The sequence below is a fragment of the Xenorhabdus sp. IM139775 genome, from assembly GCF_028598745.1.
Taxonomy (GTDB): domain Bacteria; phylum Pseudomonadota; class Gammaproteobacteria; order Enterobacterales; family Enterobacteriaceae; genus Xenorhabdus.
In genome coordinates, this window is record NZ_JAQRFK010000084.1 from 1 (window position 1) to 11,797 (window position 11,797).

Sequence of the window (11,797 nt, forward strand, 5' to 3'; positions counted from 1 at the left end):
ATTGGCCAGTAGAAATCCCAGAAACAGCCGCTCCAGCGGTGTCCTGTCGGGAAAGGTGGCTGACAGCGAGATCGTGTCAAGCAGAATAAACTCATCGTTTGGCATCGTGGTGAACTCCTTAAAAAAGACGGAGAACACCTGCCCGACGGGAAAGGTTCCCCGTCCGGGTGACTGGCCGGTTGGCCATGATGGATAAGATTAAGAAACCTTCATCGTAATTAAACTTAACGATATCTGCTTCCAAAGGTGCGCAGATGTACCACACATCAGTGTACTCCCTTGCAGGCTACGGGAGTGTTGTTGTCGCTGCCCGAAGGTGATCCTCACAAGCGACCGGATCATCAATAAGCCTTATCACGCTAATAAACGGAAATAATAAGGTCAATGGGTAATTCTTTTTCCGGGACAAAAAATTAATGTCAGTAATACGATGGCCTTTTGGGGTAGTCCAGGGCGCGAATATACTTGATACCTCACAACTTGTTCCGGACTTAAATCTTGCCAGTTTAACTGTTTTATCCACTATGTTATCTCTGGTGTGACTTTAACTGATTTTACCGCAGAATGGCGGCGCACTACGGCATTAAGCTGAGCCTGTTCAGGATCATATCTCTCTGCTTCTCGGTTTCGTCTCAATTCGCGGCTAATCGTTGATAGATTTCGATTGAGCGACATGTCAATAAAACGTTGTGAAAAACCGGCTTCTTTTAAGCTGAAAATCTGATATCTTTCTGTTCCGTGTATCGATCAATTGCTTATAGGCCATAATGGATTTTACTTTGGCGAAAAAGATGCCTACTATAGCAACTGACCGCCTTTCTTAGAAATTGCACTTATTAGGCAAATCCAAGCAATCCACCCTTATCACTTGATTTTCATTTGCATATGAAAACCAATAACGAACTTTATAAGGCGTTTTTTCCTTTTTTATTAAAATGCTCGCGTTATCTTTTGATATGACGTAATACTTAATAGGTTTCATTCCCTTTTTATAAAAATCAAAATTTAACAGTAATCCTCTTTCATCAGTGGAATCCGGGTAATAAAAGTACCCTTCATGATGAACAAGTTTGTTATCTTTAATAAAAAAAATATTTTGGAAAAAGTCCAAATTCACATCAACTTTTAAGTTGATAAAACTTTCAACACGTTTATGTTCTTGCCCACTATCGATGACATACATGTAATCCCATTCAAATGGCGTGACGTCTGCCATGTTAACAACACATTCATCATTAACATGACAATGTTTGTCTGTATAATCAAATATCTCTTCGACTATATTAATTTCCTTGTATATATAAAAATAAAACACAGAGAAAAACATCATAAACAAAGCAGCTAATTTACTTTTTCGCCCCAGCAAGTAATTTTTTGGGTGAAAAACTATCATCATTCCCTCTCTAACTTGTCAATTCATATAAAAAATCCGGCTTTTTGTCGGCGGTAGCATATAGCTTCATTGCATAGACATGACTGCCGAAAAAGCCGAACTTAAGTTTACGTTATTTTGAAATCGTTATCATGGATAATATTTTGTGAGGGGTTCATTCCTTTTCCCCGCCGCTATTTGTTCGGGGGAGAAACCATTATCATCTCCTCGATCAAATTGACTTTTCATATAATGAAACTGTTCGTCTGTGATTTTCTCTTTCACCACTGAAAATCCAGATGCATCCTCTTTGATAACGTAGAGGCCATCTTTATGAAAGTGATTTAAGACTGCTTTAGCCTGAACTTTCATTGGCATATTGGGATTTTTCTTGCCAATTTTGCGACCTTCTCGGTTATTCAGCATATCAGCCGTTTGATCGGCCTCTGGGCGCGTTGAGAAGTGGCGAACATTCAAATCTAATGTGCGATACCTTTCATGTGCATCCGCAACACGAGAGGCTACATCCTCACCAAATGTAGCGGTAATGCCAGCTTGCCATACTGGATGTCGCAAAGCACCAACTTGGTCACCCTCCCGGCTGGCATGCTGCTTAAGCACTCCATTAGGGTGTGTTCCACTATCTCCCTGTGTTGAAAAACGATGGGCGGTAGTTGAAATATTCGTACTTCCTGGCGAAATCATTCCTATTTGGAGTGCAGCTTTCAGGTTGCTAAGACCAAACAGCCTTTGCTGTATGTCTCGTTGCCGATCAGTTTTCTCTCCCGTTTCTGGGAAATACCAATTGTATTGGTTTTCGACAATATCGCTATTTTGATTTTCGCTTTCAAGAAAATCTGTCGTTAACTGACCAATATTTTTTACATATGGGCTAGCTTGACCAAATTTATCGCGCTCCTTAATAAGTTCATCTAATACGAAAATATTTCTCTTTGTTGGATTCATATTATGATATAATTCTTTAATGGCTGAATTGTAATCTCTACCAACTATTTCGGAACTACGTCCCGAGCCTTCTAAAATACCCATATAGTGGTAAAAACTATTATATTTTGATTCCTTGGATTCATTTCCATAGGCAAATATTTGTAATACCGTTTGAGTATTGGATGATAAGCTCTTAAATGAACCTATTTTCCGGTCGAGTAAAAAACGATCCTCAAAAAGCCCTTTCAGATTATCCTTCGTTGAATGGAATATATTGTTTTCAAGTTTAGATAAATGGCTCATCACAACAGGCGCTGTAGAGTTAAATAGATTTTTAATAGTTTGAAGTGGTCGAGCAAAATGGTAAGGAGACTGCGCTAGCGCCACGGCTTCACCATTAGGCCTATGACGATATTTTTCCAGTAGTTCTGATGTTCTCTTCTCTTCATTTCTTTTTCTATAAAAGGACACTGTTTTCTTGAACAAACAGGACATATTTCATCCTTCGCCCCATTTTTCCAAAAATTAATCATATCATGAGAATTCATTCCTCCATCTGGTGCGCACAAGGCACCATCCGTTAGAGCATCATACGGCTTCACATACAGGGCGCGAGCATACTTTGATTAATATTTGAACTTAAAATGTCACTCTTGTTCTTTAATTCTTTAGTTTTCTATAAAAGTCTAAAGAATTGCCTGTGTGATTAAATTTCACTCGATAAAAACACTATTAAAACCGAATATTAAGAGATAATCATCTTCAAAACGCAGCTAAAATAGTGTGCTCGCGCCCTGCTTCACATATGAGCCAAGTGCGCCGCCACTTCTTGCCCCAAAGGATGGCACAAAACTTATGTCGGAATGTAAACTCAATCTGTTTAAGATATCCAGCCCGGCGTTTCCATTTTCATAATATGGAACACCATTTTCAAAATATGCAATTTTATTCATTGTTATATCCTTAATTAACTTATTTAATAGTTACCGTTCGTGTTCATGATATTAACAATATGGAAATAAAAATTTCACTGGGCGCAACTGTGTGATTAACAGAACAAAATATGCATTTTATGGGAGTAAATCTCCGGACTGCTTATGACCAGTATCAGTTGAAAAACCAAATCGACACGTCTGGGATCGTTTTATACGGTGACCAGGACACAAGCATACTTTTTTTAACCCCTATTGAATGAAAAGTAATGGCATGATCTAATTAACCTTATTCCTCTTCTAATTGCTTCCCTATGACTCTGATTGAACATTGATACATTGTTAAAGAAACACGCTCTGATATTAATCGTCAGTACGATCTGATTGATGTGATTTTTCTCGTCGTCAGTGCCATCATGGCTGGAGCCATTTCTATCCAAAAACGAGTTAGAGATAACATGTGAATAGCCAAGTTTGATAGCGTTCTAATGACCAAAGCATCTGACCGTGTATCAGCCATTACAGCTTATTCGTCCTCAATATTCTGATAATACACCTGCCGGATATAACGTCCCCGCCCATCCCCGTGCCCCAAATCCATCGACACCAGTGCCAGCGCTTCCCGGTCGCTGAACCCCTGTGCTTTGTAATGCGCGCCGGATTGCTGGGAAAAATGGTAACGCATACTGTGCGGCGCTTGCTTACCCACCAGTCCGGCACTTCTGACCACGTAACGGTAACGATCTATCGCCTGATGGATCGTGGGCTTATCAATTAATCTGCCGCTGCGTTCTGCCTTTGCCCGCTCCGCATAATCAATGGCGTGGTACAACGCGGCGCGATCGAGTATGACCGTCTGCCTCGGCCGGCCACCTTTGGTGCCAAACACCACCCGCACGGAGGTATGGCTGTTTTCCCGCGCTTTTTTCCAGGTCGCTAAGGACTTATAGGCTTCCACGGCTTCTTTGGTGCGCAACCCCAGCACATACGCCAGTTGCATCACCGCTGCCACACCCCGGTCTTTTTGCTCAACCTGCTGAAAAATTTCGCTGAATGCTGTCGGTGTCAGCGCAGCCTTCGTGCCCTTGCGGCTCGTATTCACAATACCCAGTGCCCGACTGCTCAGACGGGGATTATCCAGTGCCGCCAGCTTGTGTTTTCCGGCCTGCGCCAAAATGGCTCTCAATGCAGACATTTCATTTTGCAGGGTGATTGACATGGTTGGCCTTACGCTCGGCAATATAGCGTTCAATATATTTCGCTTTAAGGCTGTCCATCTGCCGGAGCTTAATGCCCTTATTTTTCAAATAATCCAGAAACTGCCGGGCAATCCGCTCACGATCCGCGACCGTGACAAAATTCCCGCTCGCCTTTCGGGCGTGCGTAATAAATTCTTTTCTGAACAACTCAACCTTTGAACGTGTCGATTTCTGCGACATCCACGCCTCTCCTGTCACTTTACCGCTGTTTTTATTCATTTTTAACTGTTCCCTGCGTGTCGGTTCAGGTTCACCGTTCCGTGGTGCGTCAGATAATGTGTAGCAGGGCGAGGTTGTGTTGAGTTATTGCAGGAGCTCGCGGCGTGCTCAACACGGCGATGACATGCTCCCCGTTCAGTGCCTGATAAGTGTCAGGGTGAACGCCTCATTATCTTGACGTGGTGTCATTTCTCCTTTTTTACGGTATCAGCCTGTTGCAAGGCAGGGGTTGAAAACCAGACCGGACTCTCGTTCGTCAATCAAACAAGATGTCAGTCAATGGCATATTTTTCGCGGTTTCACTGGGTAATTCGTGGATCAAATCGGTCGTAAAGGCAGGCCTTGCGTGTTCTGGACGTTGGCCGCCTGACGGCGTCACTTGGTAATCGCTGACGCTGACACAAGTGACGCCGCGCAACGGTGGGCGCTGAAATCATTGACGTCATCTGATCCGGGTGCAATCGCTGTACAAGATTCAGGACGTTTATCGTGCGTGATTTAAAACGTGGGTTAATGTCATACATCATTCGGATCGAAGCAGAGAAAGCTCTGCCCGTATTGCGTGGTAAGCCGGTTGTTCATAACACCGGATAACTTTCATCGCCGGACGGTGGGTTATTTGTCTGACGATATCTGCTTCCAAAAGTGCGCAGATGTACCGCATTGCAATGCTCTCCCTTTCAGGCTACAGGAGCTTTGTTTCGCCATCTAATTGGTGATCCTTTCAGGCGATGAGATCATTGGTAACAGTTAAATACCTTATCGGTTGAGTTGAATGAGGTCAAATTTTTGTTTGAGGAGAAAGGATGGGGGATAATAATGCCATAATTTTTTGATAAAACTCATTTACTTTTGCCTATGATCACAATGAGCTTGTGAGGTACTGATTTTATAAGCCTCTACAAGTAGTTGACATTGTTTTTCATTTCAAATGGGATGAAGTGAATTTGTTATATATTTCATTACCTCCATATAATTCGTAGCATAAATAGGATGCAAAGATGTAACACCGCTCGATTAAGCATCTTTCTTAAACGAGCGGTTTAGGTGCAAGAATTTAATTATTCTGCCATTGAACGGAGATATTCAAGCTTTCATTACCACCCGAAGCTTATTTCTTGCAGCATAAACGTTGAGTAATGCTGTTTCAGAAGAGTGGCCTTCCGCAAAAAGTATGCCTACACTAGAGCGCTGATCGTCAATCGTATTTATGCGTTTTCCTGGGTAAGCGGTCGGATAAAAGACTGGATTACCCGGATGGGTGGTGAGCCTTTCAAGTCCTTCGATGTGAGAAAATTCGCCGGCCTCAGAGGCGTAAACAATTATCTGTCCAATTCCTTTCAACATGGGCAGAGGGGCATCAATCAGAGCCGGGCGCTTATTCAGCGCCATCTCAATCCAGGATTCATAAATGTTCATTCCTAGCGACTGGCAAAGCGCCTCACCTATCTGGACTCCACCGAGTCGGGGATTTATTTCAATTACCTCAAAGCCATTTTCTGTGAACATAAACTCTGTGTGAGCAAAGCCATTGCCATAATCCAGGCTATTAAAAACGGTGGTTATCCATTGCTGCAATGCGGTACTTTGAGAAACATCCAGCATCACTGGCGATGAAAACGCTTCTTCCCGAAAAAATGGTTCTGGCGACATTATACGGCTTGTCAATGCAATGACACGGGTTTCTCCCTGCCATGAGAGTGTTTCCAGACTGTACAGCGTTCCAGAAAAAAATGGTTCCACTGTTATTTGTCCCCGCAGTACAGCAGAGGAAGCTTTATCCAAAATTTGAATAAGTGTTTCCTCTCCATAGGCAATCCACACGTTCTGACTGCCGGTACCTGCAGTGTCTTTCACAATACAAGGGTAATTTATATCTTTAACAACCGTTGCCCTGTCAAATCGACGAGGATCTACCAGTTTACTTTTCCCGGCTGACAGACCCGCATTATAAAGATGGTTACGGAGTCGGTACTTGTCCCTAATCAAGCGAATAACATCGGGATTATGGTCAGGCAGGCCAAGACGTTCATTGATCGTAAGACAGTGCAGGCTCCAAGTGTCTGTCATACTGAGAATAGCCGCAACTTCCTTTTCCTTTCTTATAGCTTGAGTGACAGCATCATCACAGAATGTGTCAACTTCAATAACCTTAATGGCTCCTGTGTCTGGGCGAGAAAGCTCGTAGTCATAGACAGTTTTGTCACGGGTCAGAAGAGTAAGAGTACAGCCATTCTTTTTTGCTGCATCTGCGAGGCGGCCAAGCCCAAACGTCAAGGCTTCAAGAGCAATAATATTCATTAACTGTCCTTTGCTTTAATTTGATGAACTGTAAACGGTAAGAGATGGCCCCGACTGGTAGTTATCACGGAGATAGAGTGGGACACCCGCTTTACTGGATATCAGTGTCAATGCCCTGAATTGCCTCAATAATGCAACAGAAGTGATCGCAGAAAGAAGTGTCATAGCTAACCCCTTTCTCCGGTATTCCGGTCTGGTATGAACGTCATCAATCACGAGATAGTTCCCCGAACGAATGGCTCTAGCATGGGACGTCATGATACCTTTATGCTCAGTATAAAAATCATACATATCTGGATCACTCAAATGTATCGGTTTGATGAACAGCGTGCCTTTTTGATCGTTATACCAGTCAGCCTGTTCACGGGTGCTGACCCGGATAACGGCATCATTCACTGTAGGTTCTTCTGCATCAAGATATTTATACATATGAGTTTCACGCGATATAACCTTATAATTTTCAGACAGAAGGCGCTCGTGGGTTTTGTTGCTCACGCCGAAAACACTCAGGAAGTGGGGATGGTTACCGTGAAATTTTGCAGCATTACCCGCAATATCCTCGCAGTTCCAGTAAAAGGATTCCCTTTCCCGGGGAATTTTACCAATAGCCTGAGCAAAGAGGCAGTGTATTGCACCGTGTTCACGCAATACAGAAACATCGGTGCCGCCGCGAGATTTTGCCCATCCGGCGATCAGAGACAAAATCATGGCTTCTTCTATATCACCAGAGAAAAAGTTACCGCTCATTTTTGATAAGCTCCTGATGGATAAATTCTGCGTAAGCCTGTTCAACGAGAGTGTCTGCGCCAGAAATGTAGCGGATAATTTTGATTGCCGGGCAAGTGTTAATTTCGATGATGAAAGGAGTCCCGGTTTCATCAAGTGCCACGTCAACACCGCAGAAGAGTGAGTTTGCTGCACGAGCGCTTTTCTCAGCCATAGCAACAAGGTCTTTCGGTAATGTATCCACAGTAAAGGTCTTACCTGTCCCCTCTTTCATCAGATTCGTAATCCAACTGCCGTTAGCCCCTCTTCGTGAGTAGGCGTAACGAGCTACATAATTTACAACGACAACTCTGTAATCTTCGTTATTAAGTTTCGGGATATAAGGCTGAACGTAATAATCATCAAGATATCTCTCATTTTGCTTAACCCAGGCAGATAATTCCTGATATGAATTGATTTTGAACAACCCGCGCCCGCAGGCTCCATTAACAGGTTTGGCTACGAGGGGAAAACCGATACTTTCCATTTCTTCTTCAGCAGGCAAAGAGGGGAATTTGAAATATGGCAGGTGCCTTACTCCTTCTGCTGCGTTCAGCATTGCCGAAGAAAGATCTTTATTTTGCCCACAGAACAACGTGTTGCCGTGATTAAGCACGATAACGCCTGACATTTGCCACAGTTTCATCAGTTTTACTGCTGCCAATAAATCATCTTCATAAGCATAACCAACAACCAGATCGGGGTTTAAAGGCTCTCCGCGGAAAAAAAACTCTGTACCTGATAAGGTATTTATGATGCTTATTTCACGTGGCTTTGCAGTGACACCGATAATATCCCAAGCGGACAATTTTTCGAACACGGCCTGATATTCAATTTCATCTTCATAATCGGATAAAAAAAGCACCCTTTTCATGATGACATTTTCCTTTTTATATGTGGTTGCGCCATCATCCTCAAATAGACAATAAGCAAAGCAGCAACTGAAGCAATAATCGGAAACATCATGGCTGCATCCTCACTGATTGAAACACTGATGATACCAAGCCCGATGTTTGACGAAATGACACCTAAATCAGCTGCAGCAGCGACGACTGAGGACAGCGTTCCTGAAAGATTTTTACCTACACAACAAACGACGTATGACATAACGACGGGATAGATTATGCCGAGCGTCGCCCCGTTACATACAGCTCCCGAGAGAACAAATTGATTTTCCGCCAGAAGATAATTTGCGAGGTTACCGGCAAGCCCGAGCGTAACGCAGATCATCAACAGCTTGGCGGGAAAAATGCTGTCCTGCGGCATATGTTTTTTCAGAAGCAGTCGTGGCAACATCATGCATATGGTAAATACGAGAAAATACCACGATGGATCATTAATTCCTGATTTAACAAAATAGGTAGGCAAAAATGTTACCGTTGTACCACTGATGATGTAGATCAAGGAGAGAATGATTATTGAGGCTCTCACATTTTTATCCGCTATTACACACCTAAGGCTTTCAGAGAATCCCTCTTCTTTTGAGCCGTCTCCACCACCGATTGATGTTGTCTGAATATCGAGAAGAAGCACCAACAGAAGGCAGACGAGAAATAAAATTACTGCAATCACGGCAACGCTATTGACTCCCCAAATCTGAGTCATCTTCAGCGCGATGAAAGGAGCCAGACAGGTTGGCAGGGCATTAAAAAAGGTGAACATGGAGACGTTTCTTGACTTTTCAGCTCTGTCATCACTGGCTGTTAGCGTATAGTACATCAGCAGAGTAGACATAATGCCCAACAGGCCACCAAGGCCAAGCCGACCTGCTATAACGGTAAATTCCCAATTACCGTTCATGAGGAGCAGAGACAAGCTATACAGTATGGCAGTGGTTAGCATCGCCCATTTAAGCCGGAATTTGTCAATAATGATCCCTGAAATGACCCGCATTATGAGCGTAAAAATTGTGGCCGTTCCTACAACCAGACCAGCCACACCATTTCCCATGCCCAGCTCTTCCAGCCTGAAGGGATAGCTATAAAAAAGCAGAAAGTTAACAAATGACAGAAAAAAACTTACAGAGAATATGAGATTACTTTTCATGATAGCCCTGAATTACTTCTCAAGCATACTGTAATGCGTGATCGTGGTAGTCGGCACTTCAAGAAGATCAATCAAATCATCTCTGTAATTACTTTCAATATTTCCTGCCTCAGCCGGCGCTTCCACTGATTCTGTCAGGGTTAACAGCCTCTCAAATTCCACCCCCGTATCGATGTTATTACTTTCAAGCCAGCTGTCATTAAATAGGGTATCCAGATACCGTTCACCACTGTCTCCCAGAACAGCAATGATGGGCTTACTGTTACCCAAGTGCTTTGATGCATTCAGTGCAGCCAATAGAACCGCACCTGAAGAAACACCGACCAGAATTCCTTCATGACGGCACAACAATCTTGCTGCTATATAAGCAGATTCATCTTTTACACGGTAAACGTAATCAATTTTTGAGATGTCACTGATGTTTCTCGGCGTCCAACCCAGTCCCACTCCCGGAATTTTATAAGCGTGAGAAGGTCCTCCAAAAATGGAAGATCCGTATGCATCCACACAGATAATTTTAGCTTCAGGCAGGTGTTTGCTGAAATATTCAGCAACCCCGCCAATCTGACCCCCCGTGCTGACCGCGCACACTATGCCAGCAATGTTTCCTCCTGTTTGAGCATGGATCTCTCTTGCCGTGGTATGATAGTGAGCGACAGAACTTAACACATTGAAACACTGATCAGGCCTGTAACTTCCGGGAATCTCTCTCGCTAACTCATTTGCCAGCTTAATTCTCGTTTTATGATAGGAGCCGGTATCATCTTTCTCCGTAACGGTAATAACCTCCGCGCCATAGGCTTTCATCAGGGCTTTGTTGGTTTCAGTCGCTTTAGGATCAACCAGAGCAATGACTCTGTAACCTTTTGCCGCTCCGATCATGGAAAGGCTAATGGCAAAATTCCCAGATGATGATTCAATAATCGTTCCGCCTGGTCTCAGAAATCCTTTTTTCTCAGCCTGCTCTATGATAAAAACAGCCGCCCTGTCTTTGATACTTCCTCCGGGATTATTTTTTTCCAACTTAACAATCACATTTGTGCCTAATGCCCTGTTAATCCTCTCAACATTAACAATCGGAGTCTCAGACATATTATCGGTAATATTTTTTTTAAAAAACAACATAACCTTACTTTCTCCTTATCTTCCTGTTTTCATTTAATTAGTAAAGTTCATCTAAATTTATTCTGACTTTATCAAAAAGTTCAGTAAAATAATGACGGGTAGTTTTCGGGGGGAAAATTCTGCCTGATTTAACACAATCAATTATTCTTTTATAACAAAAAGGCTCGCCTGTTTTCCAATCAAGAACAGTCACTTTTTTTGAGGAATAAGACGTTTCATAACACGGAACGACTGAAAACCCTAAAATAACAGCAACATTATATCGGTGATGTCCGTCCATAATAATTCTGGTATATCTATCTATAATAAGAGGGTTAGTCCACTGGCCTTCTTGGTTAATTTTGTCTAACAATATGGCGAGGCTAACAGGGTCTGTTTCCTCATGTGGGTATAAAGTTTTTAGGTTAACAAGCTTCATGTCAGTTTTTATTTCTTTTAAAAGAATTGGTTCTGGCCGCCGAAGGCAAACAGTTTTTAAAAATAAAACCCTACAGATATTAACGCCTTAAAATAAGGATAATTATTAACTTTTTATGATCGAAAATAAAATACATGAATTTTTTTAATAATATCTTCACGCCTTCAAATTTAATTTTTAATGACATAACACGTTACACCTCAAGATACTAATTTTAGGGATTAATTTTAATATAGTTACTTCCGATTACGGATCTAATTATATTGAACTTTTCAAATTATGTATTATTTTACTAGTCTTACAACCAAGATTAGTAAGATCATTTTAGTGTTACTATCAAAAAATGGAGTAACACGATCAAACTCACAACACATGCCTTTACTACTTGAATGTTTAGTGACAATTTTTTGTC

Annotated in this window: 11 protein-coding genes and 2 pseudogenes; 1 reads left to right on the forward strand and 12 read right to left on the reverse strand. The window is 42.3% G+C overall.

All coding sequences use genetic code 11. From position 1 onward, the window contains the following. The coding region (locus PSI17_RS14465; protein ID WP_273552645.1) for a hypothetical protein at window positions 1-196 on the forward strand (196 nt) is incomplete at its 5' end. A gap of 329 nt (window positions 197-525) precedes the next feature. Here the strand turns inward: PSI17_RS14465 and PSI17_RS14470 are convergent. The 12 genes and pseudogenes from PSI17_RS14470 to PSI17_RS14525 form a co-directional block, all read right to left on the reverse strand. Next, window positions 526-744 (reverse strand): annotated as a pseudogene (locus PSI17_RS14470) (helix-turn-helix domain-containing protein); the annotation flags it as partial. A 76-nt stretch (window positions 745-820) separates the two neighbouring features. Then, the gene (locus PSI17_RS14475) at window positions 821-1,396 is read right to left on the reverse strand and encodes a hypothetical protein (RefSeq protein WP_273552646.1); all 576 of its coding nucleotides are present in this window, start codon (window positions 1,394-1,396) and stop codon (window positions 821-823) included. A 126-nt stretch (window positions 1,397-1,522) separates the two neighbouring features. Next, the gene (locus PSI17_RS14480; protein WP_273552647.1) at window positions 1,523-2,815 is read right to left on the reverse strand and encodes a DUF6973 domain-containing protein; all 1,293 of its coding nucleotides are present in this window, start codon (window positions 2,813-2,815) and stop codon (window positions 1,523-1,525) included. Window positions 2,816-3,093: 278 nt separating this feature from the next. Next, the gene (locus tag PSI17_RS14485) at window positions 3,094-3,273 is read right to left on the reverse strand and encodes a hypothetical protein (protein ID WP_273552648.1); all 180 of its coding nucleotides are present in this window, start codon (window positions 3,271-3,273) and stop codon (window positions 3,094-3,096) included. Between the two features lie 505 nt (window positions 3,274-3,778). Further along, a pseudogene (locus tag PSI17_RS14490) lies at window positions 3,779-4,691 on the reverse strand (integrase domain-containing protein). A 295-nt stretch (window positions 4,692-4,986) separates the two neighbouring features. After that, window positions 4,987-5,148 carry a hypothetical protein gene (locus tag PSI17_RS14495; RefSeq protein ID WP_273552649.1) on the reverse strand — a complete coding sequence of 54 codons (162 nt, stop codon included), beginning with the start codon at window positions 5,146-5,148 and terminating at the stop codon, window positions 4,987-4,989. Window positions 5,149-5,816: 668 nt separating this feature from the next. After that, on the reverse strand, window positions 5,817-7,031 hold the full coding sequence (locus PSI17_RS14500) for an ATP-grasp domain-containing protein (RefSeq protein ID WP_273552650.1): 1,215 nt from the start codon (window positions 7,029-7,031) through the stop codon (window positions 5,817-5,819). Window positions 7,032-7,046: 15 nt separating this feature from the next. After that, window positions 7,047-7,778 carry a GNAT family N-acetyltransferase gene (locus PSI17_RS14505; protein WP_273552651.1) on the reverse strand — a complete coding sequence of 244 codons (732 nt, stop codon included), beginning with the start codon at window positions 7,776-7,778 and terminating at the stop codon, window positions 7,047-7,049. Further along, window positions 7,768-8,670 carry an ATP-grasp domain-containing protein gene (locus PSI17_RS14510; RefSeq protein WP_273552652.1) on the reverse strand — a complete coding sequence of 301 codons (903 nt, stop codon included), beginning with the start codon at window positions 8,668-8,670 and terminating at the stop codon, window positions 7,768-7,770. The genes PSI17_RS14505 and PSI17_RS14510 overlap by 11 nt, the downstream gene beginning before the upstream one ends. Beyond that, complete coding sequence (locus PSI17_RS14515; protein WP_273552653.1) at window positions 8,667-9,842, reverse strand: MFS transporter; 1,176 nt, start codon at window positions 9,840-9,842, stop codon at window positions 8,667-8,669. Before PSI17_RS14515 ends, PSI17_RS14510 begins: the two co-directional genes overlap by 4 nt. 12 nt (window positions 9,843-9,854) lie before the next feature. Then, entirely contained in the window at window positions 9,855-10,967 is a 1,113-nt protein-coding gene (locus tag PSI17_RS14520; RefSeq protein ID WP_273552654.1) for a cysteine synthase family protein, read from the reverse strand. Between the two features lie 37 nt (window positions 10,968-11,004). Beyond that, window positions 11,005-11,385 (reverse strand): ParB N-terminal domain-containing protein, encoded by a 381-nt coding sequence (locus PSI17_RS14525; RefSeq protein ID WP_273552655.1) that lies wholly within the window; start codon window positions 11,383-11,385, stop codon window positions 11,005-11,007. Between the last annotated feature and the right edge of the window lie 412 nt (window positions 11,386-11,797).

What these genes read in the sequence shown, in the direction of transcription:
- PSI17_RS14475 (WP_273552646.1), bottom strand. Translation starts at nt 1,396, where the DNA reads ATGATGATAGTTTTTCACCCAAAAAATTACTTGCTGGGGCGAAAAAGT.
- PSI17_RS14500 (WP_273552650.1), bottom strand. Translation starts at nt 7,031, where the DNA reads ATGAATATTATTGCTCTTGAAGCCTTGACGTTTGGGCTTGGCCGCCTC.
- PSI17_RS14510 (WP_273552652.1), bottom strand. Translation starts at nt 8,670, where the DNA reads ATGAAAAGGGTGCTTTTTTTATCCGATTATGAAGATGAAATTGAATAT.
- PSI17_RS14485 (WP_273552648.1), bottom strand. Translation starts at nt 3,273, where the DNA reads ATGAATAAAATTGCATATTTTGAAAATGGTGTTCCATATTATGAAAAT.
- PSI17_RS14515 (WP_273552653.1), bottom strand. Translation starts at nt 9,842, where the DNA reads ATGAAAAGTAATCTCATATTCTCTGTAAGTTTTTTTCTGTCATTTGTT.
- PSI17_RS14480 (WP_273552647.1), bottom strand. Translation starts at nt 2,815, where the DNA reads ATGTCCTGTTTGTTCAAGAAAACAGTGTCCTTTTATAGAAAAAGAAAT.
- PSI17_RS14505 (WP_273552651.1), bottom strand. Translation starts at nt 7,778, where the DNA reads ATGAGCGGTAACTTTTTCTCTGGTGATATAGAAGAAGCCATGATTTTG.
- PSI17_RS14525 (WP_273552655.1), bottom strand. Translation starts at nt 11,385, where the DNA reads ATGAAGCTTGTTAACCTAAAAACTTTATACCCACATGAGGAAACAGAC.
- PSI17_RS14520 (WP_273552654.1), bottom strand. Translation starts at nt 10,967, where the DNA reads ATGTTGTTTTTTAAAAAAAATATTACCGATAATATGTCTGAGACTCCG.